The sequence below is a fragment of the Actinocorallia lasiicapitis genome (genome assembly GCF_054778695.1).
In genome coordinates, this window is the sequence record NZ_BAAGZI010000049.1 from 1 (window position 1) to 24,569 (window position 24,569).

At 65.2% G+C, this 24,569-nt stretch carries 21 protein-coding genes; 13 read left to right on the forward strand and 8 right to left on the reverse strand.

Going from position 1 to position 24,569, the window contains the following annotated elements; genetic code table 11:
• On the reverse strand, nucleotides 1-342 hold a 342-nt coding region (locus ACYVE7_RS08725; protein ID WP_460364066.1), incomplete at its 3' end, for a hypothetical protein.
• A gap of 298 nt (nucleotides 343-640) precedes the next feature.
• On the opposite strand from ACYVE7_RS08725, the gene ACYVE7_RS08730 reads away from it, so the two are divergent.
• Nucleotides 641-1,054, forward strand: coding sequence for a hypothetical protein (locus tag ACYVE7_RS08730; RefSeq protein ID WP_460364067.1), 414 nt, complete (start codon nucleotides 641-643; stop codon nucleotides 1,052-1,054).
• Here the strand turns inward: ACYVE7_RS08730 and ACYVE7_RS08735 are convergent.
• The 3 genes from ACYVE7_RS08735 to ACYVE7_RS08745 all read right to left on the reverse strand — a co-directional run bounded on the left by ACYVE7_RS08735 (nucleotide 1,008) and on the right by ACYVE7_RS08745 (nucleotide 3,301).
• Entirely contained in the window at nucleotides 1,008-1,370 is a 363-nt protein-coding gene (locus ACYVE7_RS08735) for a hypothetical protein (RefSeq protein ID WP_460364068.1), read from the reverse strand. The genes ACYVE7_RS08730 and ACYVE7_RS08735 overlap by 47 nt on opposite strands.
• A 111-nt stretch (nucleotides 1,371-1,481) precedes the next feature.
• Nucleotides 1,482-2,147, reverse strand: a complete 666-nt coding sequence (locus ACYVE7_RS08740; RefSeq protein WP_460364069.1) for a Uma2 family endonuclease — start codon at nucleotides 2,145-2,147, stop codon at nucleotides 1,482-1,484.
• 227 nt (nucleotides 2,148-2,374) lie between these two features.
• Nucleotides 2,375-3,301, reverse strand: coding sequence for a serine/threonine-protein kinase (locus tag ACYVE7_RS08745; RefSeq protein ID WP_460364070.1), 927 nt, complete (start codon nucleotides 3,299-3,301; stop codon nucleotides 2,375-2,377).
• A gap of 168 nt (nucleotides 3,302-3,469) precedes the next feature.
• Here ACYVE7_RS08745 and ACYVE7_RS08750 point away from each other — a divergent pair, with 168 nt between their 5' ends.
• The gene (locus ACYVE7_RS08750; protein ID WP_460364071.1) at nucleotides 3,470-3,787 is read left to right on the forward strand and encodes a PadR family transcriptional regulator; all 318 of its coding nucleotides are present in this window, start codon (nucleotides 3,470-3,472) and stop codon (nucleotides 3,785-3,787) included.
• Nucleotides 3,784-4,419, forward strand: a complete 636-nt coding sequence (locus ACYVE7_RS08755; protein WP_460364072.1) for a hypothetical protein — start codon at nucleotides 3,784-3,786, stop codon at nucleotides 4,417-4,419. The genes ACYVE7_RS08750 and ACYVE7_RS08755 overlap by 4 nt, the downstream gene beginning before the upstream one ends.
• A gap of 374 nt (nucleotides 4,420-4,793) precedes the next feature.
• On the opposite strand, the gene ACYVE7_RS08760 is transcribed toward ACYVE7_RS08755, so the two are convergent.
• Nucleotides 4,794-5,090: a hypothetical protein gene (locus tag ACYVE7_RS08760; protein WP_460364073.1), complete on the reverse strand. Its 297-nt coding sequence runs from the start codon at nucleotides 5,088-5,090 to the stop codon at nucleotides 4,794-4,796.
• Nucleotides 5,091-5,548: 458 nt separating this feature from the next.
• Between ACYVE7_RS08760 and ACYVE7_RS08765 the strand changes: the two genes are divergently transcribed.
• Nucleotides 5,549-7,777, forward strand: a complete 2,229-nt coding sequence (locus ACYVE7_RS08765) for an ATP-binding protein (RefSeq protein WP_460364074.1) — start codon at nucleotides 5,549-5,551, stop codon at nucleotides 7,775-7,777.
• Between the two features lie 416 nt (nucleotides 7,778-8,193).
• Nucleotides 8,194-8,859 (forward strand): Uma2 family endonuclease, encoded by a 666-nt coding sequence (locus ACYVE7_RS08770; protein WP_460364075.1) that lies wholly within the window; start codon nucleotides 8,194-8,196, stop codon nucleotides 8,857-8,859.
• Between the two features lie 431 nt (nucleotides 8,860-9,290).
• Here the strand turns inward: ACYVE7_RS08770 and ACYVE7_RS08775 are convergent, their stop codons facing one another.
• On the reverse strand, nucleotides 9,291-12,983 hold the full coding sequence (locus ACYVE7_RS08775; protein ID WP_460364076.1) for an nSTAND1 domain-containing NTPase: 3,693 nt from the start codon (nucleotides 12,981-12,983) through the stop codon (nucleotides 9,291-9,293).
• 242 nt (nucleotides 12,984-13,225) lie between these two features.
• Here ACYVE7_RS08775 and ACYVE7_RS08780 point away from each other — a divergent pair, with 242 nt between their 5' ends.
• From ACYVE7_RS08780 to ACYVE7_RS08805, 6 genes are all read left to right on the forward strand, one after another.
• Nucleotides 13,226-15,370 carry a glycoside hydrolase domain-containing protein gene (locus ACYVE7_RS08780; protein ID WP_460364077.1) on the forward strand — a complete coding sequence of 715 codons (2,145 nt, stop codon included), beginning with the start codon at nucleotides 13,226-13,228 and terminating at the stop codon, nucleotides 15,368-15,370.
• A gap of 8 nt (nucleotides 15,371-15,378) precedes the next feature.
• Entirely contained in the window at nucleotides 15,379-15,729 is a 351-nt protein-coding gene (locus ACYVE7_RS08785) for a hypothetical protein (protein WP_460364078.1), read from the forward strand.
• 11 nt (nucleotides 15,730-15,740) lie between these two features.
• Nucleotides 15,741-16,400, forward strand: coding sequence for a twin-arginine translocation signal domain-containing protein (locus ACYVE7_RS08790; protein ID WP_460364079.1), 660 nt, complete (start codon nucleotides 15,741-15,743; stop codon nucleotides 16,398-16,400).
• Nucleotides 16,401-16,436: 36 nt separating this feature from the next.
• Nucleotides 16,437-16,910, forward strand: a complete 474-nt coding sequence (locus ACYVE7_RS08795; protein ID WP_460364080.1) for a hypothetical protein — start codon at nucleotides 16,437-16,439, stop codon at nucleotides 16,908-16,910.
• A gap of 20 nt (nucleotides 16,911-16,930) precedes the next feature.
• Nucleotides 16,931-17,440 carry a peptidoglycan-binding domain-containing protein gene (locus tag ACYVE7_RS08800; protein WP_460364081.1) on the forward strand — a complete coding sequence of 170 codons (510 nt, stop codon included), beginning with the start codon at nucleotides 16,931-16,933 and terminating at the stop codon, nucleotides 17,438-17,440.
• Nucleotides 17,441-17,533: 93 nt separating this feature from the next.
• On the forward strand, nucleotides 17,534-17,968 hold the full coding sequence (locus ACYVE7_RS08805; protein WP_460364082.1) for a peptidoglycan-binding domain-containing protein: 435 nt from the start codon (nucleotides 17,534-17,536) through the stop codon (nucleotides 17,966-17,968).
• A 468-nt stretch (nucleotides 17,969-18,436) separates the two neighbouring features.
• On the opposite strand, the gene ACYVE7_RS08810 is transcribed toward ACYVE7_RS08805, so the two are convergent.
• Nucleotides 18,437-19,105: a DUF2637 domain-containing protein gene (locus ACYVE7_RS08810; protein WP_460364083.1), complete on the reverse strand. Its 669-nt coding sequence runs from the start codon at nucleotides 19,103-19,105 to the stop codon at nucleotides 18,437-18,439.
• Nucleotides 19,106-19,689: 584 nt separating this feature from the next.
• Here ACYVE7_RS08810 and ACYVE7_RS08815 point away from each other — a divergent pair.
• Both ACYVE7_RS08815 and ACYVE7_RS08820 read left to right on the forward strand, forming a co-directional pair.
• Nucleotides 19,690-20,823 (forward strand): hypothetical protein, encoded by a 1,134-nt coding sequence (locus tag ACYVE7_RS08815; protein WP_460364084.1) that lies wholly within the window; start codon nucleotides 19,690-19,692, stop codon nucleotides 20,821-20,823.
• A 1,457-nt stretch (nucleotides 20,824-22,280) separates the two neighbouring features.
• A complete protein-coding gene (locus ACYVE7_RS08820; RefSeq protein ID WP_460364086.1) occupies nucleotides 22,281-23,864 on the forward strand; it encodes a hypothetical protein in 1,584 nt (527 codons plus the stop codon).
• Between the two features lie 41 nt (nucleotides 23,865-23,905).
• On the opposite strand, the gene ACYVE7_RS08825 is transcribed toward ACYVE7_RS08820, so the two are convergent.
• Entirely contained in the window at nucleotides 23,906-24,205 is a 300-nt protein-coding gene (locus tag ACYVE7_RS08825; RefSeq protein ID WP_460364087.1) for a hypothetical protein, read from the reverse strand.
• Nucleotides 24,206-24,569: the final 364 nt, after the last annotated feature.

Consider the following 24,569-nt stretch of genomic DNA (forward strand, 5'->3'; position numbering starts at 1 on the left):
GTTCGAATCCCTTCGGGTGCGCACCACGAAAGCCCAGGTCAGCGTTATGTTGACCTGGGCTTTTGGTATGTATCGGACACGATCGTTTGTCCGGTTTCGACCGGCCGGGATGGAGCCTGATCGGCTGCCCCGTCCCATGGGGACAGCACCCGCTATGACCATTCGGGTAGTTGCGTCGGCCCGCCGGAGCACGCGCTGGAGCTCTTCCGGTACCGCCGCCATCTGGACCACGAGGCCGCGCGTCGAAAGCAGGTGCTCCGCGAAGACGGTCTGAACAGCCGAAGCGATCGGTGCCTCCCGCATGAGCATGTTCTGGCCGTGGGCGGAGTAGGCGGTGGTCATCGGCTGCTGGCCGGAGCGACACAGGTAGTAGGGAGCGCCGCCGCGGGAGGACTTCCCCGGCATCCGATGGCCGCAGACCGCACAGAACAGGTAGGACTCAGCAGATAAGTCCGGCGGGTGGCGGGATGCGTGCCCAGGCTCCGCCTCGGCCGAGATCCTCTGCGGAGACGACCGACCTCCCGGGCCGCGTCGAACAACTCTCTGGACACCACGCCTCGTGGGACGGTTCAAGCGACCACACCCAGTCGTTCCCTGCACCCGTCCCGAACCAAGCCCAAGAACTCGTCAACGTGTGATCGTGACGATCTCCACTCGCGCGTTCATCGCAGAATCTCGCAGGCAGCGCGCCGCACGGCCATGTCGAAGAGCACCGCTGTTCGAGCTGGTCATCGGCTACATCGACGGCACCCCGATCGGGATGGCGTTCGGGTACGGGCTCACCACGCCCGCATGGTGGGAAGACCTCGAACCGGTCGTCGAGCTGCCTGCCGACTTCGCCGACGAGCCCGCCGACGGCGCCCGGACGTTCGCGTTCAACGAGCTGGCCGTCGACCTCGACTGGCAGGGCCGAGGCATCGCTCACGCCCTCCACGACGAACTGCTGAGCGGCCGACCAGAAGAGCGCGCAACGCTCCCGGCCCGAGAGAACAACACGGTTATGACGGCTATCCCGCGTCCCGGAGAGCCTTCCGAGCCTCAAGGCCGACCTTGACGGGGCCGAGCACGACGCCGAGAAGGCCGGCACCGACGACGGCCGGCCAATGCCAGGTGCCATCGACACGGGGAACGACGATGGCCACACCGAGTACCCCGTAGGCAGCCGCGTAGAAGAGCATCAACAGCGCTCCGAGCGCGGAGTTCCCACCGTTCCTGGTATCGAAGGCGGCGGAGATGGTGACGAAGCCGATCAGATAGTCCACGAGCCCGAACAGCCCCAGGACGACGACGAACAGGAGCCACTTCGAGTCGATCATCGGATCAAAGGCGAGGAAGCCACCCATCATCGCCAACCAGCCGATCAGATTCATGCCTGCATAGTGACATTTGTTGATCTATCCGCCTAGACCCACCGCGTGCTGGTCTACGTACACCCCCCGCCGGGAGCAGGCGGCGTTGGGGTCAGCGCGGGCAGCAGGCGGTCAGAAGGCGAGGTCGTCCCAGGAGATCTCCAGGGAAAACGGTTCGGGGAACGTGATTCCCGGGCCGTCCGGCTCCCATTCTCCGACCAGAATGTAAACCGCCGGCCGCAGCGGCTTCACCGTGAGTCCCGCATCGGGAACGTGCGCCAATTCGTACGCGCGCACCACGGAGATGTCCCATGAGGCGTTGGAATCGAGTTCGATCTCCCAGTACCAGGGAATCGAGGCTTCGGCGTACCGATCCATCTTCCACGCACGCCGCTTCGGCGTATCGGAACCGGACAGCACCTCACCCGCGACGACGACGTCTGCCGCAACGGTGTCCGCGCCTCGGGGCAGGCACCTGCGGACGAGGAAATCAGGGGTCAAGTAGCTGGACTTGTCGTCGGAGAAGAACACGTTCGTCTCCACTCCGATTTGCCAGCACGGCGGTTGATCGTCATCTTCACCGCGGGCACTCATCGCACGACGGGCATGGGATTCCAACGCGTTGCGCATACGGACCGCGAACTGCTGATGCTCCAGCGGCCCACGCCGGTTCCACACCACGCGCCGGTTCCACAACTCGATCTCCGCGGCGACGTCTTCCGGCAGTAGCTGAAGCTCATCCCAGCTCAGAAACTCGGGCACCTCGATGCCCAACGCGTCAGGCGCATTCATCGGCATCCTGCCTCCCTGCTCAGCCCCGCGTTACGTCCACGATACGGGACACGCTCACCGGCCTGCGTTCAACGGCCGGGGCCACAACCCGCGTGACCCTCAGTCTTCCACTGCACAGGGCTCGGGTCTCGATCCAGCCCCGAGCGCGCTGCTCGCTCAGGCATTGATGCGGTACTTCGTCGCGGTACCGACCGGCTTTCGCCCTTCCGCGTCGCGCGGTGCTCGGAGGTCGGCTATCCGAGGCCGAGTAGGCCTGAGGTGAGGGCGAGCATGGACAGCGCGCTGCCGGAGCCCAGCGTGAAGCCGAGCATGAAGACGCGGTGTGGCTGGGAGCAGGGGTTCGGTGGGGGTTCGGGGATGCCGAGCAGCCGGAGCAGGAGTTCGCGGCTGGAGGGTCGTGCGGCGGGGTTCTTGGCGAGGCAGGACATCACGGTTTCGCGTAGCCGGCCAGTGATCGCTCCCAGCGCGGGTTCGGTTGCCGCCACTCGCGTAGTGATCGGAATGATGCCGTCGTGCCCGAAAGGCGCGCACCCATTGGCGGCATAGGCCACGACGCAGGCCCATGCCCACACGTCGGAAGCGGGGTTGGCGGGGGCGGCGATCATTCGCTCTGGCGCCATGTAGGCGGGCGTTCCTTCGATCTCGGCCATGCTGTTGAGGGCTCGTGCGATGCCGAAGTCGATGACGCGCGGGCCGTCGGGTCCCAGAAGCACATTGGCGGGCTTGACGTCTCGGTGTACGACGCCCGCGTCGTGAATGGCGGCCAGCGCGGCGGCCAGGGAGACCGCGAACCGGAACAGCTCGGTGCCCGACAGGGGGGCACGTCCGGCGAGGTGCTCCTTCAGTGAAGATCCTTCGATGTACTCGCTGACGATGAACGGTGTCGCGGACTTGACGTCGGCGTCGAGGACCCGCGCGGTGCAGAACGACGCCACCCGCCGGGTCAGCAACACTTCCCGCTCAAATCGTGCTCGCGCGTTCGGTCCGGCTAGGAGCTCCGCGTGCGGAACTTTGACCGCTGTCAGCCTGCCGTCGGCGGCCAGTGCTTGGTAGACGACACCTTGCGAACCTTCCCCCACCCGCCCGATGGGCCGATACGCGCCGATGCGGAAGGGATCGCGAGGGGACAGTGGCATAACTCGCTTCTCCATGAGCGCCATACTCTAACTCTACCTAGGGCCTAGGTAGAGAACAATGATGCTTGCGAAATTCGTGCTGCTCTCCAGAGGACAGGCGGTGCGCTGCGGGCCGTCAGACCTCTGGTTCCCGGCGGTTGGTCTAGGTAGAGTTCAAGGATGATGGCGAGGAGGCGGTCGTCAGGACCTCGGATGACGTTGCCGACCCAGCTGGTGCTGCGGGCGATGCTAGAGCGGCCCACTCACGAGCTGTACGGGTTGCAGATCTGCGAGGCGTCCGGCTTGGCGAGCGGCACGATCCACCCGATCCTGGCCCGGCTGGAAGGCCTGGGCTGGATCGAATCCCAGTGGGAGGACATCGACCCGCGGGCCGAAGGCCGCCCGCGCCGCCGCTATTACCGCTTCACCTCTGAGGGAGCGGAGTCCGCGCGGGTCGCCCTAGCTGCCGCGCATACCAAGGTCGCGGACATCGGCGCCCTGCGAACCAGACCCGCTGGCGGCCCCGCATGACAGACCCGACCCCCGACGACCTGTCCCTTGCCACAGCCCGGTGCCTCGACATGCTCGGTGAACCGGACCTCGACTTCGACCTCGTCTACAGCGATATGCGGGCACTCTTCGATACATGCCTCCTTCTGCTCCGTAACGGCCACGAAGAAGCCCAGGTCATCGGCGCCGAGTTCATTGAGGGCATCGTGCAGGCCCATGACCACGACTTCATCCGCGGTCTCGCCCGCGACCTCGCCGGAAGGATCGGCCCCGACGACAAGAGGGGCCACCAGTTCAAAACGCACTGCTTGGACCCGACCCTCGACCTCGCCGGCATCCCCGCCGACACGGTCTACACCGATCCCGGCAACACACTCACCGCCGACCCGACAGCCACAGCCTCTCCCCAGGTAGCAGCCTCTCCCCAGGTACAGGTCTCCAGACAGGCCCGGAAGCTGACGGGCGCCGCCACCGGACTCCTGCCAATCGAGCACCGAGCCCGCTACAACGAAGAGTTCGCCGCCGAACTATGGGACCTGGCCGCGGCCGGAGCAGGACGACGCCAACAACTCGCCTACGCCACACGCCAGCTGGTCCGGGCACTCCACCTACGCGCCGCCCTCACACCCCACAGCCTGTTCAATGCCGGATGAGCCCATACCCAGCCGAAGTCGGCGAACTCAAAATCATGATCCGCGGTTTAACCGGCCCAGAGGATGTCGATGATGCGGACGTTCGGAGACGGCATCCCACCGGATGGAACGAACCCCCCCCCGGTCGGACGGGCGGCCGTGCCCACATCTACAAGAAGCTCTTCTGTCCCGGGGGCCGTGGGTGCTGTCCACCGCTCTTCATCAACGGCACACCCGTCGTGGCGGAACATGAAGCAGCGAGGATCTCCAGCTCGACGATGGTCAATCGGGCACAGGCGACGCCAACGGCACCTATATCGCCGACACCGTCCGCGGACGCTGGGAAGCCTCAAACGACGCCGGCACGACCTGGAGCAAAGACTTTGATCTCAGCGTTACGCGCCTTCCTGGACGTGGCCGAGCGAGGAGATCACCGCATCGATGATCCCCCGGGAGAACAGGGAACTGGAGTCGGGAGTGATGACGGTAACCAACCAAAGACCTGACCCGACAAGCCCGGCCTCGTACGGGAGGAACCGAAAGCCATCCCGCTGATAGGGGTCCTCCAGAAACTGGATGCGTCTCGTCCGCGGCAAGAACGGCTCGTAGTAGAGCGCGAAAGGACCCTCGCCATCCGACAGGCCGTACCCGGCATCGTCCCAGGCGACCTCCATCGCCCGGTCACGTGCCACGAGCACCTCTCCACCGCCGGACGGCAACGCACCACGGACATCCCGCCAGAGCTCGAACCGCTCATCCGTCGCCGGAACCCAGCGAGACCCGCATCTCCCGCCACCGCTCGGCCATCGCATCGAGTTCCCCCAACGGGTTGGGGGCCCACGGGGTTCCCGAGAATCCGGCGAATCGCCGTCGTAGCCGGATAGCCGCTCCGTCTTCAGGATGACGTGGGCGCCAGGCCGAACGGGCCTGGGGGCGTCCGACCCGGAGGTCTGATCATGCGGCACAACGTGTTCAAACGCGCGCCTGTACCCGCATCGCGCACGGCCCCGGCCACCAGCCGGTCGGCACGACCGGTGGCCGGGTGCGGCGGCGCAGACTCGAAAGCACCTGTCGGCGTCTGGCCGAGTCCGGGCACGGCACCTGGTGGTACCAGCTCGACCTGCCCGCCGGCGGAGGGCGGCCCTGCCGGTTGCGGCGCGGCGGGCTGACGACCGAGAACGCCGCGAGGGACGCTGTCGACACGATCCGGGGACTGCTCGCCATCCCCGCTGCCGACGATCCGCGCGTCGACGTCGAGGAACAGCAGTACCGGGCTGCGCGTCACACCAGGAACATCCGCGTATCGTCGAGCCTGTCGGCGGTGCGACCATCCACATCAGCCGGATCACGCCGATGCCGCTCTGCCAGCTCCTCGACCATGTTCCGCCCGTCCTCGCTGAGGGCACCGTACCGGCGTGCCAGAAGCCCCAGACACAAGCCGACCAGACCCAGAAGGCTACTTCCGGGCGGCAACTCCCTGCCGAGCCGGACGAGCCAGGCCTGCGCGTACTCCACGTCTTCACACCAGCTATCGCGGCTACCTGCCACTCCCTTGAAAGTCCGGCGCTCAACGAGCATGTTCATTAGCATGTTCACGAACATGTCGATGAACATGTCGGGCGGAGAAAGGTTCCCTGTGCAGGCCGATGAGCTGGCAGAGATCGTAGAGAACCTGCGCACGCTTGGTGCAGACATCACCGACGTCGAGGTCAAGAGGGCCCAAGGCGGGCTGCCGAAATCGTTGCGTGAGACATTGTCGGCGTTCTCCAACACCCATGGCGGCCTGATCATCCTCGGCCTGGACGAGACCACCGGGTTCACTGCCACCGGCCTGGCCGACCCGGCGAAGATGGCATCCGATCTCGGCGGGATGTGTTCAGACGATCTGGAACCACCCGTCCGCCCGGTGATCTCCATCCACCCGTTCGAGGGCGCGCACATTTTGGTGGCCGAGGTTCCCGAACTCGATCACGCGCACAAGCCATGCTTCGTCAAGGGCTCTGGAATCGGCAAGGGCAGCTTCATCCGGATCAGTGACGGCGACCGGCATCTCACCACCTACGAGATCCAGCTCCTCCTGTCCTCACGGGGCCAGCCTCGCGAAGACCAGGAGCCCGTTCCCGGAACGACCATCGACGATCTCGACCCTGCGAGCGTCGCGGCACTCGTCGCCCGATTGCAGGTCAGCCGCCCCCACGCCTTCACCGGCCTCGACCAGCACGGCGTGCTCCGCCGCGCCCGAGTTCTCGTGCCCTCCGCGGACGGCACCGCCGTGTCTCTCAGCGGGCTGCTGACGCTGAGTCCCTTTCCGCAGGAGCATTTCCCCCAGCTGATGGTGACCTTCGTGCACTACCCCACCGTCACAGGAACACAGCTGCCCTCAGGCGAGCGGTTCCTTGACAACGTGTCACTCGAAGGCCCGATACCGATCGTGGTCCGCGACACCCTGGCGGCCATCCGCCGCAACATGACGCGACGCGCCATCATCACGGGAGTCGGCCGACAGGACATCTGGGAATACCCGGAAGCCGCCCTCCGCGAGGCCATCGTGAACGCAGTCGTGCACCGGGACCTCTCCACAGGCGCGCGAGGCGCACAGGTTCAAGTCGAGATGTACCCGGACAGGCTCGTCATCCGCAACCCCGGAGGACTCTACGGATCAATCACCGTCGACGACCTCGGCGAAGAAGGCGTCACCTCCGCCCGCAACGCCACCCTCCTTCGGCTCCTCGAAGACGTGACCATCCCAGGCGAAACCCGCACCGTCTGCGAGAACCGCGGCTCAGGCATCCGCACCATGCTCGACACCCTCCGAGCCGCGGGCATGAGCCCACCCGTCTTCGACGACAAGATCTCCAGGTTCTCCGTAACGTTCCCCAACCACACTCTGCTCAGCCCCGACACCATCCGATGGATCACCGACCTAGGTGAGACCGGCCTCACCGACAGCCAGGTTCTCTTCCTCGCCCTACTCCGCCAGAACGAGGAAGAGCTCGACAACCGCGCATACCGTGAACACACCGGCGTCGACTCCCGCGTCGCCACCACTGAACTCCAGGACCTCACCGCCCGAGAACTCATCACCCAGACCGGAACCCGCCGCTGGTCCCGATACCGTCTGGCCGATCACCGGACGGCTCCGTTGCCCGAACGCGCCGACCGCCGCCAAACGATCCTCGACGCCCTCGGAACCGCAACCCTGTCACGAGCCGAACTGGCCACCAAGACCGGCCTCGACGACCAGATCGTCCGACGGTGGCTCCGCACCCTGCGTACAGACGGAACCGTCGAATTCGTAGGAGACAACCCCCGCAGCCCGAACGTCCGCTACCGAAGAGCCCGCCAAGCCCCGCTCTTCCCCGCCAACGAGCCCAGTTGACCCACCGACCCCATCCGAGGCAACCGGCGGCAGAGCCTTCTCAACCCACCCCAATACCACCCCACCGAGCCCCGGAGACACGCCGCGATCACGCCGCTGACTTGCACAAACACCAATCAAGATCGACTGACCTGCGAATCAGCAGGTTAGGGGTTCGAATCCCTTCGGGTGTGCACGATCAACTTGAGAGTCGAGCAGGGCGTTCTTCCGAAAAGGGAGGGCGCCCTTTCTGTTGCCTCCGGCCCGTTGAGCGTCCAGTGGGCGTCTCCACGATCCGGCTCTCCGTCGAGGGGGACTCTGAGGACGGCGCCACGATCAGCTCGTTGAGGTCGGTGACACCTCGCCGCCGAGAGCCGTGGCAGCTTCGATGCGGTTCGGTATCGTGGGCGTAGGGCGGATCGGAACAGGGAGGCGAGATGCCGACGGATGCGTCCGGCGCGTCGCATGTCGAGCTGCCCGAGTTCCTGAGCTGGGATCAGCTTCAGCGGTTGCCGGAAGACATCGCCGCGGAGATTGAATTGTGGGACCGGCGCGTGGTGTGGAACCGGCGTGGACCGCTGGAACATCAGCAGTTCGCGGTCCGGATGCGCAACGCGTTGGAGTCCCATGCCCGCCGTGCCATGCGTGACCGCACCGGTGATGGGGATCAGCCGCCGTGCTGGCAGGTCGGAGTGGAGACGAACGTGTTCTTCTCCGACGACAAGTCCAGTTACCTGACCCCGGACTTCCTCGTCCGCAGGTGCCTGCCCCGGGGTGCGGACACCGCTGCGGCAGACGTCGTCGTGGTGGGTGAGGTGCTGTCCGGTTCCGACACGCCGAAGCGGCGTGCGTGGAAGATGGATCGATATGCCGAAGCCTCGGTCCCTTGGTACTGGGAGATCGAACTCGATTCCGACGCTTCGTGGGACATCTCCGTGGTGCGCGCGTACGAGTTGGCGCACGTTCCCGTCGCAGGGCTCACCGTAAAGCCACTGCGGCCGGCGGTCTACATTCCGGTGGGGGAATGGGAGCCCGAAGGCCCCGGGATCGACTTCCCCGAACCCTTCCCCATGCAGATCACCTGGGACGACCTCGCCTTCTGAGCGGCGGCGTCATCGACTACAGACACTCACGTAAGCGGACCTTGTCCCCATGCTGTCCCAAGCGCCGGGAGCGTCAGGAACCACAACCCCTCTGAACTGCGCAAACATCGTTCAAGATCGACTGACTACGGATCAGAAGGTTGGGGTTTCGAATACCTCCGGGTGCGCATCCACAAGCCCTCTACCAGCGGAAAACCGCAGGTAGGGGGCTTGTTTCGTTCATTCACACCTGGTGCCTGGCCCATCTGATTGCGATCGTCGGCACTTCGGCCCCGAGGACCTCAGGTTGACCAGGGAAAATCCTTGATCAAACTTCTGGAATCTCACTTCGTGGGGCCGCCGTGGGGCCGCGGGCACGTGATCGTCACATCAAGGCCGATGCCATCCCCAAGCTGACCAGTTGCCATGAGCCATCTGGGCCGGAACCAGGCCTACGGGCAAGGGGGGTGGAAGGGGATGTCCGCTACGTGTTTGTGCCACTCCGGCTCCGTGATGGGGTCGCCGGTTTCTCGGCAGATGGCGGTGGCGATTTGGGTGGGGTCTGTGGCCCATAGGCGGACGTTGCCTTCGGCGCTGGCGAGCGTGGTGCCGTCGGGGCTGAAGGTCAGGTCTGTCACCTTGCCGGGGGTTTCGATGGCCATGTGGCGGCGTGGGTGAGGGCGGTCGGTCAGGTCCCAGAACCAGATTTGGCCTGCGCCGGTGCCTACGGCCAGGGTGGTGTCGTGAGGGGCGAAGGCGACCGCGAGGATTCTCCCGTCCGGGCCTGTCAGGGGGTCGCCTACCAGGGTGGGGTGGGTCGGGTTCGTCACCTGCCATAGGCGGATGGTTCCTGAGGCGTTGCCGGTTGCCAGGAGGGTGCCGTCGTGGCTGAAGGCCGTTGAGCGGACGTCGTCGCCGGGGGCCGTCATGATCAACGCGGTGAGCTTGGGTTTGGCCGCGGTCACGTCCCACAGGGCGGCCGAACCGGCCTTCATGCCTGCGGCCAGGTTTCGTCCGTCTGGGCTGAACGCCACGGCGAAGACCTGGCCGGAGTTCGGGCTGAGCGTGGTGATGGGTTGAAGGGTTCGGGCGTCCCACAGGCGGACTGTGCCGTCGTCGCTTCCTGCTGCAAGGAGCCTGCCGTCCGGACTGAAGGCCAAGGTTTGGATGAGGGCGGTCGGGCCGGTGAGAGAGGCTCGGCGGACCGGGTGCTTCGGGTCGGTGATGTCCCAGAGGATCACGGTGTTGCCCAGGCGGGTGCCGCCCGCCAGGATTCGGCCGTCCGGGCTGACCGCCACTGTGCCGCCGATTCTGTCGAGGGGCGGGGGCGGGGTCAGGGGCGGGCTCATCGGCTCGGGTCGGCGGCCGGCCACGTCCCAGAGCCTGATGTCGCCTGCGGCGGCGGCCAGGAGGGTGGAGCCCGGGCGGAAGACCACATTGTCGATCGGGTGCTCGGTCGCTCTGATCTCGGGGCCGGGGAGGTCCCAGATTCGGGCGACACCGTCGGCGCCGTTGGTGATGGCGAGGCTGTCGCCGGCTCTGAACTGGACGGCGGTCACGGGTTCCGGGTGGGGCATGACGGAGACGATGCGGCCGGTGGCCACGTCCCATACGCGGGCGGTGTTGTCGGCGCTGCCCACTCCGAGGAGACGGCCGTCGGAGCTGAAGGAGACCACGTTGATCCAGACGCTGACCACCGCGACCAGGGGTTGCCCGTACGTTTTCGGACGGTCGGGGTGGGTGGTGTCCCACAGCCGCACCGAGCCGTCGTTGCTTCCGGCAGCGACCAGGTTGCCGTGGTAGGCGATGGCGTTCACTCGGCTCGGCAGGGTAAGCGGCGGGGCCGCGGGCTTGATGGCGCCAAGATCGGTGGTGTCCCACAGCTGCAGGACGCCATCGGTGGCCGTGCCGTGGCCCGCCGCGAGGACGCGGCCGTCGGGTCTGAACGCCAGCGCACGGACCCCGCTGGCAGGGCCGGTGAGCGGAGGCTTGAGCGTGGACGTCCGCATGTCCCACAGCCAGATCTTGGCGTCGCTGCTGCCGATGGCCAGTGTCCGGCCGTCGGGGCTGAAGTCGAGGGTGTTGATGGTGTCGGCCGGGCCGCTCACCGGGCCGCCCAGCGGATGAGGATGTGCGGGGTCGGCCACGGACCACAGGCGTACGGAGTGGTCGTCGCCGCCGGTGGCCAGGACGCGGCCATCGGGGCTGAACGCCACCGCGTAGATGCCGTCGGTATGCCCGGTGAGTGGGGCGCCGACCCGTACCGGACGCCGTGGGTCGGTCAGGTCCCAGAGCAGGATGGCGGTGTCGCTGCTTGTCGCACCGGCTGCGGCCAGCAGCCGACCGGAGGGGGAGACCGCGACAGCCTGGAGCGCGCGGCTCGGGCGCACCAGGCGCGTGACCTTGGGAGATCCGGCGGTCTCGGCGAGACCGGAGCGTGCCTCGACCGTGGGTGAGATCCGGTAGGCCGCCACGACCAGCTGGGCGGCGAGCGCGGGATCGGTGTCGCGCAGGCGGGCCGCCGTCAACGTCAGGTTCCGGGAGATCGCCGTGTCCCGTGCCTGGTCAGCCTCCATCCGCTGTTTCTGGGAGTAGGCGGCCAGACCGCCCGCGACCAGGGTCAGCGCGGCCAGCGCGGCCAGCAGCTGGTGGAGGCGGTTGTTCCTGCGGCGGTGCTGCTGGAGGCTCTGGTCCAGGAACCGCTGCTCCAGCGGGCTCAGTCCGTTGCGGTGCATCGGATCGCCGGCCCATTCGCGTGCCGCCTCCAGCTGCCCGCCCCGGTAGAGCACGTCGGGGTCCTGCTCGCTCGACTCCCACAGCCGGGCGGCCCGGGTGAGCTGGCGCAGGACGTGCAGCCCCGACCGGTCCGCGTCGATCCACGAGCGCAGCCGCGGCCAGGCCGTCAGCAGGGTCTCGTGGCTGGTCTGCACGCTCTCCGCATCGACGGTCAGCAGGCGACGCTCCACGAAACGGACGAGCACTTCCTCGACCTCATCGGGCAGCTCGTCCCTCGTCACGCGGCGCCGGGTGAGGGCGGCGTCGGACTCGATGTGCGTCAGCCGGAGGAAGAGCTGCCTGGCGAGATCCTGCTGGTCGGCCGTGAGCTCGGCGTAGACGGCCTCGGCCGTGTTGGTCAACGCGCTCCGCAGACCTCCGCTTGTCAGGTAGTGCTCCACGGTCATCTTCCGGCCGTGGCAGTTCTCCCAGGTGGCCAGGAGCGTGTGGGACAGCAGTGGCAGCGCGCCCGGCTCCTCCGGAGCGATCTCACGCAGCAGCAGTTCGACGAGCCCGGAGTCGATGTCGAGTCCCGCCCGGCGGGCCGGCCTTTCGATCGCCTGCCGCAAGTGGAGGTCGCTCATCGGCCCGACCACGAACTGCCGCGACTGTAGGGCGGCCGCCAGCGACGGGTGGCGTAGAGCGTGCGGATAGAAATCAGCCCTCATGCCGACCACCACGGGGACCGTGTCGGCCAGATGCAGCAGTTCGTGAATGAATTGCCTCTGCTCGCCATCCGACATATCCGAGGTGAAGATCTCTTCAAATTGGTCGACGATGACCACCCCACAGGGCATCTCAGGAAGCGAATCCTGCGAAGGGGTCAGCAGCACCGCGGAAGGCAGTGCCGGAATGAGCCCGGCGCGCAGCAATGACGATTTACCTGATCCGGACGGCCCCACGACCATGGTGAGTCCTGGCGACACCTGGTCGACGAGCTGTGCGGTCAGCTCCTGCCTTCCGAAAAACCAATCGGCGTCCTCCGGTCTGAAGCATTCCAGCCCCCGGTAAGGCCTGATCTGGTCGTTCGGCCTGCGGCCCGGCGCTCGCCGGACCCGAAGCAATGCCTGCATCCACAGGCCCCGCTCCCGAGGGTCGGTGATGCCGCAGGTGGCGAGTACTTTTTCGTACTGACCCGTTTGGGATGCGAGCGGCATGTTCGCTCCGCGGAACCACCCGCCGAGGGTGCCGTACGGAATGCCGAGGACCGTGCCGAGCTCCCGGATCGTCTTGCCCGCCGCGTTGCGCAAGAGCGTGAGTTCGCGCGCCAGATCCTCCCGGGTGGCGACGCGCTCGGGGTCGGGCCGGGCGACATCCTGGTCGAACCCCTGGGCCATGCCGTCCTCCTCGTGGCGCAGCCGTCGCTCCAAGGATCAAGCCCTGTGCGACGTTGTGCGGAGAATTGTGCGGGCCCTAGCCGACCCCCCGCAAGTCCCGTTCACTGATCCCGGCGGATGACGCAGGCAGTCGGAGCGAAGGGATGTGCGCCGTGCCAGGGGCCGGCGCAGACCCCTTCCCCGCGGTTTGAGACGTCACCCCATCCCCCAGGAACATCGCGGAGTGGCATGTGGCAGACGAACTGGTGCGCAGGGCTCAAAGGTTTGTCAATCTGATGTACGGCGACAAGATCGGGATGACGGTCGAGGAGGACGGGAGAACCGGCTGGAACACGATGTACGCCCTCACGAGGGCACTGCAGTATGAGCTCGGAATCACCGGCCTGTCGAACTCCTTCGGCCCGACGACCCTGTCGACGCTCCAGTCGAAGTTTCCGAAGCTGAATTCCGCGACGGTGCCCTCGGCCAATTTCTGCATGATCATTCAGTCCGGGCTTTACTGCAAGGGCTATGACGGCGGCGAAATCAACGGGACCTACAACGCCCGCGTTCAGGCGGCCGTCATCAAGCTGAAGCAGGACATGGGCGTCGCCGATGCCTTCCCCGGGGCGGACCTGACGCCCAAGGTGTTCAAGGGCCTGCTGAACATGGACGCCTACATTTCCGTCAACAACGGCTCCGACACGATCCGCTCGATTCAGCGCTGGATGAACGGGCGCTACATCGGCCGCAGAGACTTCTTCATCATGCCCTGCGACGGACACCATTCCCGAGACGTCGCCAAGTCCATGCTGTTCGCGATCCAGTACGAGCTCGGAATGGCCGACGGCGTCGCCAACGGGAACTTCGGTCCAGGCACCCAGTCGGGGCTGAGGTCGCACACCGTGGCCGTCGGGACCACCGGCGTCTGGGCGTCGCTGTTCACTGCCGCGATGGTCCTCAACAAGCGGAACGTGTACTTCGGGGACTTTACGCCGAACGTCAAGGCCCACGTCGAGGTGTTCCAGTCATTCGTGAGACTGCCGGTCACCGGCGTCGGGGACTACCAGACCTGGGCCTCCCTGCTCGTCTCCTACGGCGACCCCACGCGCAGGGGAGCCGCATGCGACGGCGTCACCAAGATCACGGCAGCCCGGGCACAGGCCCTCAAGGACGCCGGATACACCTACATCGGCCGCTACCTCTACAACCCCAGCAAGACCTCCCTGCCCGAGAAGCAGATCCAGCCCTTCGAGCTCGAGACCATCGCGTTCTACGGACTGCGCTGCTTCCCGATCTACCAGACGTGGAACCGGGGCGCGGACGACTTCAGCTACGCCCGGGGGGTGTCAGAGGCCTTCCTGGCCATCGAGTGGGCGAAGTACCACGGTTTCAAGAAGGACACCGTCATCTATTTCGCGGTCGACTACGACGCCATGGACTCCGAAGTCACGGAGTACGTCCTCCCCCACTTCCAAGGGATCTACCAGACCATCGACGAGAGCTCCGACTACCTTGTGGGCATCTACGGACCCCGCAACGTCTGCCAGCGCGTCTCCAATGCCGGATACGCCATCTGCAGTTTCGTCTCCGACATGTCGAGCGGTTTCTCCGGCAACCTCGGCTACCCGATGCCGGACAACTGGGCGTTCGACCAGATCGCCACCATCACGATCGGATCCGGTGCCGGAGCGATCGAGATCGACAACGACATCTCCTCCGGCCGCGACCCGGGTCAGGCCAGCTTCGATCCGGGCGGCTACACCGACGATGTCGACGTGGACTTCGACAAGGCGTCGTACCGCGACGCGATGCTGAGGGAGGTGCAGAGCTATCTGGAGTCCATCGGCGTCCCCGAAACAGGTGGCGACGGATGGACCGACGACGACTGGGCCACGCTGGGCGGGATCTCCACCACCAAGGCGTTCGACGCCGTACTGTCCCTGGACTGGCTCTTCACGTCCCTGGCCCGAACCCTGAAGCTTCGCAAGGCCCTGATCCAGGCGCCGGTGATGTGGGAGCTGCGCAAGCTCAACCCGCTGGACTTCGCGGCCGACGAGGCCGTCCTGCACGGGTTCGACGACGACTGCAGCACCGGATGGGGCCAGATCTTCGCGTCGGTGGCCATCGGGGCCAGGAACTACTGCATGGAACAGGGCATCATCAACGGCGCCCCCCTTCACGACACGGACAAGTTCACCGTATGGAAGAACCTCTACGAGGACCCGACGTACAACGTCCGTTCCGTCGCGTATCTGACGATCTACAACGCCCATCTGTTGGGGATCTCCCGGCCGGGCCTCACCACCGGCGAAACCGACACCCAGGCGCTCCTGGCCCGCTACAACGGCACCGGGGAGGGAGCACAGCAGTACGGCCGCGAGCTGATCGGCCTGTACCGGACCCTGGAGAACTACAACACGCTGCTTCGAAGCAAGTGACCTCCACCATGCCCACCACCTTCGAGCCGGCCAGGAAATGGACGGTTTGCCTTGCGGTGAACCTCCTGCTGGGGATCCCTGGGATCGTCCCGATCTGGCTCGCCTGGCATTTCGCCGCCAACTGGCCCCCCGCAGCGCTCGGCTGGGCCCAGCGGGAGCCCACGGAGAACGACGGAATGGCACCGACGGCCATCCTGACCTTCCTCGCCGTCGGGTTGTCTGCCGTGATCTGGTGGCTCGTCAACGATGTCGTCGCCCGCGTGACCCGTCTGCGAGGCGCTGCCTTCTGGGCGGTCAGCCTCCTCGCTGTACTGATCCCCACCCTCGTCTGCATCACAGCGTCGTTCCTCCCTGAATAGGAAGCGAAAGCATGAACTCAGAGATCTCGCGGCGCGACCTCTTGGGGTACGCGGCCGTCATCGGCGCCGGAGTCGCCCTACTCCCCGCGGGTGCGGCCTCGGCGGAACCCCCGCCCGGCAAACAGGACCAGCAACTGAAGTCGGCGAACGGCTGGGGAATCGAGACCCGGACCGACCACGTCTCCACGGTCTGGCAACGCCCTGTGTCCGGCACCGCCCTGGCGGTCGCCGTCCGCATCGGAGACGTCGAGGCCCTCCTCGTCCACGTGGTCCGCCGCTTCCACTACGAGGTCGAACGGCTCGAGGCCCTCGACCTGGCCGGCTGGCGGGACCTCGGCACCACGTCCCGGAAACGCCCCGCATCCAACCTGTCCTCCGGCACCGCGGTCCACATCCGCCCGGGCGCCGGAGCCAAGGGCAGCTACTTCCCCCTGCAGGTCGAGACCATCTGGGACATCCTCGCCGACTGCGAAGGCCTGGTCCGCTGGGCTGGTGCCGACAGGCAGGTGGACGAGTCGCTCTACTACCTCAACGTCGGCCCGGACAGCGAGCATCTGCCCCGCGTCGCCCAGAAAATCCGGGACTGGACCGACAAGCCCGGTGCAGGAGCCGGAGTACTCATCGATACCGCCATGCCCGCCCGCCGAAAAAGAGCCGCTAAATACCGGTGAAACTCCGCGTCAATCGAAAGGAACAACGTGCGCTCCTTGACCAGATCTCTGGCCGTCGTGGGGGCCAGTCTCGGCCTGTGCCTCCTCACCGCGGTGCCCGCTGCGGCAAGCCCCGTCTCCTATGGCTGGGAGGACAACGACCGGCTCTGCCGAAATTCCCCCTGCGTCACCGGCGGCAACGTGGTGCAGCTATGGCAGAACATCCTCATCGTCAGCTGGCGGCTGCCCAATGACACGGCCGACGGCGAATTCGGACCCTACTCCGAGTACTGGACACAAAAACTCTGGGGCTCGGCGACCGTCACCTCTCAGATGTGGATGAATGTCAGCAACAACCTGCGGTCGATGGGTCCTGACTGCGTCGGCCGTCAAGGATCCGAGTACTACCGGCTCGAGGTCTCCCACGCCGACATGATGGGGACCGACATTCTCGACCTGCGCATGTCCTGCTCCAACGGCGTGTGGTCGTTCCTTGACCACCGCACCTGGTCCTGGATAAGGGCCATATGAATCCCCGGGAGAAGAAGGTCATGAATAATCTGAAGCGCAGTCTGGCGTTCGCGTCCGTTATCTGCGGAGTCGCCAGTGGAATGGTGGCACAAGGAGGTGCCGCACACGCCGCGACACCTTACTGCAACAACGTCACCGCCGTTAACGACTCCTCCGGCGGCATGATCAGATACCTATTCTACAAGCAGGGGCCGGGCCAGTACTTCACCTGCGACATGAACTACTACAACGAGAACGCCTACGTGTACGAGCGCAACGCGATCCGCCAACTGCAGTGGGATCTCAAGAAGTGCTATGGAAAATCCATATCAGCCGACGGAGAATACGGCACCGGAACCCGAGAGGCCGTCCGGCAGGTCCAGTCAATGCTCGGTCTGAACCCGGACGGCTGGGCCGGCCCAAACACCCGCAAGAAGATGCTCCACGTGGCGCACGAATGGACCTTCTGTGTACACGTCAAAAATTACCAGAACGGCGCAGACCCACAAATCGCCTTCGGCTACCAGGACTACGAGACCCCCTACGAATAAAATCAGCCAAATCTTTTCCCCGCCGCCGAGGACCTCGGCGGAACGTCTGAGGAGGAACGCACGAAACGTCTGACCGCCGTCACGGCCGCGGGAGTGATCTCGCTCGCCGGAATCGCCTTCGCCGCGACGCCTGCTGCCGCTGCCCTGCCGCGCTGCACGACCATCACCCTCGCCTGGAACAACACATATACGGAGGGGCTCGTTGTCGGGACCACCGACTCCTACAACCCGAACTGCGAGAACAGGCCGGGGGACAACTACCTGTACCCCGTGCGGCTCCTGAAGCGGAACCTCATGTACTGCTATGGCCCGAATGCCCTGGTCAGGCGGCTCTTCGGCCAGACGCTCGATGAGAGCGGCTACTACGACGACGCCACTGCGGGGGCCGTCCGTGCCTTCCAGCGCAACCACGACCTGTCCGTGGACAGCTGGGCCGGGCCGAAGACCAGGACCCGGATGGCCTTCTACAGCGGGACCCCCACTCCGCACTGCTCATTCCTCACTGATCCGATTTCCGTCTGGAACTGACCTCGAACTCCGCCGGTCTCTCCACGGCTGGTTCTCGATCCGGAAGACGGCCCTCCGCCGCGGCGGAGGGCAACCGGCCAGTTCGCCAGGACGGGTTTGGGGGGTGGGCGGAGAGCGAATTCACCTGGGCTGCCGGCACGGTTCCCGCAGCCCTCCGGCCCTTCCTTGAGGAGCGGGATCGCGGGTTCAATGGCCTCATTCTCGACGATGACAGCGCCGAGCGCCTCGACTCCCGCCGCACCGCCCATTTCCTCCGCCGCCTGGTAACCGCACTCGGCGCGCCTGACCTCGCTGACCACGTAGAGGTAGGGCCAGACACACACAAGGTCGGTGATCCGTACTTTCGCTCCGTCCAGAGTCCTGGCCTCCACGACTTCGGGACCGGTGTAGCAGGCTCTGGTGTCACCCGCGTGCAGTGCTTGATCCCCCTCAGAAGCGCCCTGCACATCGAGGAACCGGAGGACCCGGTCAGGCGCTAACCAGGTCAACTCGATCAAACTTCCCCTCAAGGCCCGCCCGCTTCGTCAGACGTCCCCATCGGGCGCTCCGATCGAAGGCCGCGCCGATCGCGGCACCGTCAGGCAACGCGCCATGTTCGCGCTGCTGGTCCTGCGCCCAGCGCCAGGCGGCCTTCTGCAGCGCTGCCCCTTTACCCGGCGCCACCAGCGAGAGTTCGTCGCGGTCCGCTGCCTGACCGGCGTGAGTTAGCCGGTGGATCTCGCGCAAGAGGCCGGGGCCGACCTCGGACCAGCCGATCAGGAGCAGGGGCCCGACCGCGTCGAATGCTGCGCGGCCGTATTCGCCCCGAAGGGTTGGCTCGGCTGTGTTCAACGCCAAAGTTGTCAGACCGGAGAAAACGAGCAGAGCCCGCGCTTGGCGTAGCTGGTTGGGTGAGACGCCTCGGAGGGCGAGGTAGCGGACGGCGACCAGGAGGCCGATGACGGACAGGTCGACGGCGGGCCCGACGAGCGGGGCAATCCAGGGTTCGACACCGAGGCGGCGGCCGAGTGCCCAGATGTTGCCGAAGCTGAACAGGAACGTCAGCGCTGCGATACCGGCCAGGATGCTGGTGACCGTGCGGCGGGTGAATGCCTCCTCGTTCGAGGCGGTCGGTTGAGGGTACGGGGCGTCGTTCATGGAGCCGAAGTCCTTCCGGTTGAGGAGTCAACTACGGCCAGGCAGGGCGACGAGAGACTTGGGAGCAGCAAGGTGATCATGAACTGGTGGGGCCGGTGCGAGGCCGGTAGTCGCCACACCCCGCGGCATTCGACAGCACCGGATGACATCGCGAGAAGCGAATGAGCAGAGGCGACGCCACTCTGCGGCCTTGCGCGGCACCCGCCGATACAAAGTGGATCAACCTACAGATCAGAAGGTTAGGGGTTCGAATCCCTTCGGGTGCGCACCACGAAAGCCCAGGTCAGCGTTATGTTGACCTGGGCTTTTGGTATGTATCGGATGCGATCGCTTGCCCGGTTTTGACGTAGGTGGCTGATGGGCAGTGGTCGACGGTTTCCCATTCCAGGGTGGAGCGAGCTCGCTGCCGTTCGGTTCGTCGCCGGCGAACTCCGCGCCCCGAAGACCACGCCGACACACCTCACCACGACAAGCCCGACCAGGGACTTTGAGTTGTCGGGTCGTCTCTTGATGTCCGGTTGCGGGGTGGCCTGGCGGCGGGAGTGGCGGAGAGTATGATCACCCAACTCTCTTAGTGTTTTGTCTTGATTGGTCTGGAATGGTGGGTGTTGATGAACGTCCTCGGCCGTTGGTCTGTCGTCGGCGTCATGGCCGCGTTGATTGCGGGGGGTGCCTCCCCGGCGTTCGCTGATCCGACCCAGTGGTGGCAGTGGCAGATCACCGACACGACGCTGCCCTCGCTGGTGTGGACGGGCGACCACTACACCGTCACCGGCAAGGTCTCGGCCGCTCGTGGCACACCGGATCCGGCGATGCCGTTCAGGACCGCGGTCTTCGTCCTGGAGAACAAGGACGATCCGAGCGCCGAAGGCCAGATGTTCACCGGAAAGGTCGACTCCGATGGCAGGTTCACCATCAGCTTCCGCATGGGCCGGCCCCACCCGGATGCCTATGGAAGGCAGGGGCGGGTGGGATGGTACGTCTTCGTCCGGGCGGACGATGTGCTCGCGAAGCCTTCCGGCAGCGTTCCCATGGCCCTCACCCGGCTCGCTGTAACGACGATCAGGTACAAGGCCGCACCGTCACTGACCAACGTCAAATACGTCCCACGCGGCCAGGGCTCCAGCACCGTGGTCGGCGATCTCCTAGTGCAACAGCAGGACCCGGACGGTGCCTGGGAGCCGATGCCCAATCCGAGCACCGACATCCAGGTCCAAGACAAGGGAACACGTCAGTGGCGGACCATTGGGTCCAATTATCCTCCGGCCGGCCGCTCGACAGTCCTGATGTACGCCCCGGAACGTTCCGTCGGCGGCCGAATCCGCGTGATCGCCAAGGAGTCGGCCACCACCTTCCAGAGTCCCTGGTTCCCGAGCGCCTCGTTCCCGATCAAAGCCGTCTTCACGCCCCGCCTGACAGGCGCCTATCCGCGTTTGAGGCCGCACACCAAGAGCACCTACGTCCTCTCCGGGCGTATGCGCAGGATCTCTCTGGACGGCAGAGCGCTTCGCAATCCCGGACGACAGAAGCTGTCCATCCAGATCCGCGTCCCCGGAAAGGGATGGAAGACGTTGACTGCGGTGACGACCCGCGCCGACGGCCGCTTCACCCTGACGACCAAGGTTCCCCTCAAGGCGACGCGATGGCGCATCATCAAACCCGCCGACGCGACCTTCACCTACGCGAAGACCCCCGCCCTCCCGTTTCCCGGCCGATGACGGGCGCGGGCCGCATCAGGCACGGATTCAGCCTCCCAAGGTGCGATGGCTTTCCGTACCCGGTGACCGTGCGAGCTGAGACCGATTCGTGAGAATGCCGGAACCGGCTGGCACGCCTTCCTTCAGCGATGATGAGCGGACCTTATGAACTCGACGCTCGCCAGTCCGCACCGACTTGGTCGGTCGTTTGAGGAGGGTGCCCGGTAATGGTGCTGTGGGCCAGAGCTGGATGAGGCGGTTTTCCACGAGTACTTCGCCCTCTTCGAGGGAGATCGTGTCTTCGTCACGGCCGGTGTCACTGCCGACTGTGTGGACTCGGAGCCGGTAGACGCCGGGTCGTCGAGGGCAAGTCCGGCAGGTCTGCGCGGACAGCACGCCGAGATCCGCAATCCGCAGGTCACCGGCCGAGACGACAGCGCTTGCTTCAACGATCTCGTCCCAACAATGAAGGTCGGGGGTGTAGGGCTGTCGTGGATTTCCAGTCGGAGGTCGATATCGCCGGTGTGTTGTCCTGTCCGCACGCACACGCCGACCGGGCCGGCGGAGCCAGGGGCGGGGAGACTACCGTCGATGCTGGACGAGGTGCTCGGAGTCGTCGACGATGGTCTCGAGCTTGAGCCGGACGTCATGGGCCGGTCCCGTCTCCACACGCCGGTTAGGAGATTCTGACCCGGAGGGCGTCGCCGTCCAGGAGGCGGTTCACACGATAGAACTTCGCCTGGTAGTTGCCGCCGCGGGACACTTCCTGCTCTTCGGGCAGGCGGCCTTGCGGTTGTTCTCCTTGGCCTTCTTGTTCATGGTGCGGTGCGGCAGTGGGCCGTGGCCTTCCCATCCCCAGCTTCTGGCGCACGTTTTCACTTCGAGCAGATCGAACGCCACGATGTACCAGCCTCAGCTGGCTTTACGGCGTCGTTCACATCCTCGTCGCCCGAACCACCCGACGCATGTACACGCTTCCACATCGGCGGTTGACCATAGGTAATCCACCACCGATCCGGCGGGAACGCATACCTGCGTTCGGCCATCCCTCATTCCCCGCCCCTGGGCTACCGCGGCACGACAAAGCGGCCCCCGCGACGGGACCGCTTTGACCAACACCTTGCCCCGCAGGTCTAGCGTCGCAAGTCTCTGAGCCTGCACCACAACCTCGAAGCCTCACACCATCTACCTCAAGCCCGCTCGACGTTGATCGGCCTCAGCGAAGAGAGGTAGCTGGGCCTTGTCCAAGCGTCTGCGTCGGGCTCCTCGTGTGAGCGGACCGCTGAAGTCATACCGACGATTCCGTTGCAATCCTGGGCCTAATACCAACACGAACGACACAAAAATCGCTGCACATCGAACATATATTTTGATTCCATGCTCTTGATTGAAATATCGGAACACAGCAATCATTGGACATTTATTAGCATTAGAGTTGATTGCGGTGATTACCCTGAGAACGCGAACCTGGGACGGTTTTGACAGCAGAAGAGTCGCTATCACCAGCCGAACGAGCCGTAACCGAGGCGTTCGCCACGGGTGGCATTGTCGATCTTCCTCTGGATGAAGACCGCAGGACACTCCGTGGCGAGTTCCTCTCGAGTCTGCTCACCGCTGGTGTAGAAGGAACATCCGGCGGACGGCCTGCACTCCGCGTGACAGGCGCCCGCATCACCGGCCTGCTCGACGTTGAGGGCACAGCCATCGCTGTACCCATCCGCCTCGAGCAGTGCTTCTTTGAGGAACGCCCGAACTTCGCCGATGCCGAGGTGGTCAACTTGCGCCTGCCGGGCTGCCACCTACCTGGCTTGGACGCGTCCAACTTGCGCGTGCGTGGGGACCTCGAACTAAATCGAGGGTTTCTTTCCACTGGGAAGATCGATTTGGCCGGAGCGCAGATCGGTGGCGCCGTACGACTCCAGGACGCGCTGATCCATCGGCCGGGCGAGCAGGCTATTGTCATGAGTCGCGCAACCATCAGCAGTTCGTTCTTTGTGAACCGAAGTGTGATCGATGGTCAGTTCCGGATGCTCAGCGCGCGCATCGGCGGGCTCCTCACATTTCGTGCCGCCAGGCTCAACAATCCGGGTAAGGTCTCGCTTCATCTCGAACGCACCGAGATCGATGAAAGCCTGTTCTTCCAGACCGGTTTTCGATCGCAAGGTCGGATCATCTTGCAGAACGTGTCGATCAGTGGCGGTTTGGATGGTGCGGATAGCTCCTTCGTTGTTGAACCGGGTGCAGTCAGCTTGAACCTCGCTCGGATCCGCGTTGGAAGGAACTGCGTCTTCTCAAGAGCCAAAATCGCAGGAAACGTGAAGATCGGTAGTGCATCCATCGAGGGATCTCTCGTTTTTACGGGCACTCGACTGGATAGCGAAAGTGCTATCGATTTTGAGCATGGCGTCGCGAGTCGGCTGAAGATGCGGTTCGCCACGCCACCTCGGGAGATTTCTCTCTTCCAGGCCAAGACCGAAGTAGTTGAAGACGATCCCAGGAATTGGCCAGACCGCATCCATTTGGCGGGTTTCACCTATCAGGCACTCTATGCAGACGGACAGGTCACGGTCCGGGACCGTCTGGATTGGTTGGCTCGGGACTCTTCGGGATTCACCCCACAGCCGTACCAGCAGCTCATCGCCGCATATCGTGCGGCTGGCGAAGAACAGGACTCCAAGCGGGTCGCTCTCGAGTTCCATCGACGACGACGCGCCACGCTAGCCTGGCCAGGACGGATCGCGGGACGCTTGCTGGATCTGACCGTCGGTTACGGCTACCGGAGTTGGCTAGCGGCTCTCTGGCTTCTGTTCTTCCTGGCCATCGGCACCGCAGTGTTCACCATCTGGCCGGCGGGACCTGTAGAGAAAGGCAAGGGGCCGGCGTTTCAGCCGTTCGTCTTCACCCTCGACGTGCTTCTGCCGATCGTCGATCTAGGCCAGGAGAAAGCATGGCAGGCCCGCGGTGCCGGCCAATGGCTGTGCTGGACGATCATCCTTGTCGGCTGGGGTCTAACCACTGCCGTGGTGACTGGACTAAGCCGCGTACTCAACCGCACGACCTGATATCGAGTGCAGGCTGCCGTAATAGATAGCCTTGTCTTCCGTCATTGGCGCGAGCCCACCGGCCCTTGCGGATACTTTTTGTTCTTATCGGGCGGGTCGTTTCTTGAGGTGGTGGTGTGGAAGAACAGGAAGCAGAGGACACCCGGTGTTCCGCCGATCAGCGGGAGCACGATGGCTGCGGGTATCGAACCCGGCCAGTCGCGGAGAAGACCGGTTCCGATGACGGCGTGGATGACGCCAAAGGCCGCCGCGCCCAGATCGACAAGCACGGAGACGAACAGGACCGGGAGGACCTCGCCGCCGCGGACACCGAACTCGCCGTGCGCCGCTCCCGAATGCACCCAGGTCGACCGGCCAAGCCTCGGCAGGACGCTGACGAATAGACCTCGCCTCGCTTGCCCTTCTCTTCGCGAGAGGAGGACGACATAGGGAAAGCGGGCCAGAGGCGACGGATGTACCGGGCCTGCCCGGCGAGTGCCCTGTGTGTTTCCCCAACGGTTTTCCCGCCGCCGCCAAACCATGCCGTGCCCGCATCGACCACCGAGGGATGGACGCTTTCCTAGCATCCCTTCGAGCGTGCGGCAGAAAGGCCGTGGTTCAGCGCTCTGGACAGGACCTTTTCGTTCTTGGTCAGACGAATTCGTGGGAAGTGGAGAAGGACGGTCCCGGGCGGGGGCCGTCCTTCTTCGGTGGGTGGGGGGGTGG

Excerpts from the sequence above, each read along its gene's own strand:
- ACYVE7_RS08735 (WP_460364068.1), bottom strand. The coding sequence starts at position 1,370 with ATGAATCTGATCGGCTGGTTGGCGATGATGGGTGGCTTCCTCGCCTTT.
- ACYVE7_RS08740 (WP_460364069.1), bottom strand. The coding sequence starts at position 2,147 with ATGCCGATGAATGCGCCTGACGCGTTGGGCATCGAGGTGCCCGAGTTT.
- ACYVE7_RS08745 (WP_460364070.1), bottom strand. The coding sequence starts at position 3,301 with ATGGCGCTCATGGAGAAGCGAGTTATGCCACTGTCCCCTCGCGATCCC.
- ACYVE7_RS08750 (WP_460364071.1), top strand. The coding sequence starts at position 3,470 with ATGACGTTGCCGACCCAGCTGGTGCTGCGGGCGATGCTAGAGCGGCCC.
- ACYVE7_RS08755 (WP_460364072.1), top strand. The coding sequence starts at position 3,784 with ATGACAGACCCGACCCCCGACGACCTGTCCCTTGCCACAGCCCGGTGC.
- ACYVE7_RS08770 (WP_460364075.1), top strand. The coding sequence starts at position 8,194 with ATGCCGACGGATGCGTCCGGCGCGTCGCATGTCGAGCTGCCCGAGTTC.
- ACYVE7_RS08780 (WP_460364077.1), top strand. The coding sequence starts at position 13,226 with ATGTACGGCGACAAGATCGGGATGACGGTCGAGGAGGACGGGAGAACC.
- ACYVE7_RS08785 (WP_460364078.1), top strand. The coding sequence starts at position 15,379 with ATGCCCACCACCTTCGAGCCGGCCAGGAAATGGACGGTTTGCCTTGCG.
- ACYVE7_RS08790 (WP_460364079.1), top strand. The coding sequence starts at position 15,741 with ATGAACTCAGAGATCTCGCGGCGCGACCTCTTGGGGTACGCGGCCGTC.
- ACYVE7_RS08800 (WP_460364081.1), top strand. The coding sequence starts at position 16,931 with ATGAATAATCTGAAGCGCAGTCTGGCGTTCGCGTCCGTTATCTGCGGA.
- ACYVE7_RS08810 (WP_460364083.1), bottom strand. The coding sequence starts at position 19,105 with ATGAACGACGCCCCGTACCCTCAACCGACCGCCTCGAACGAGGAGGCA.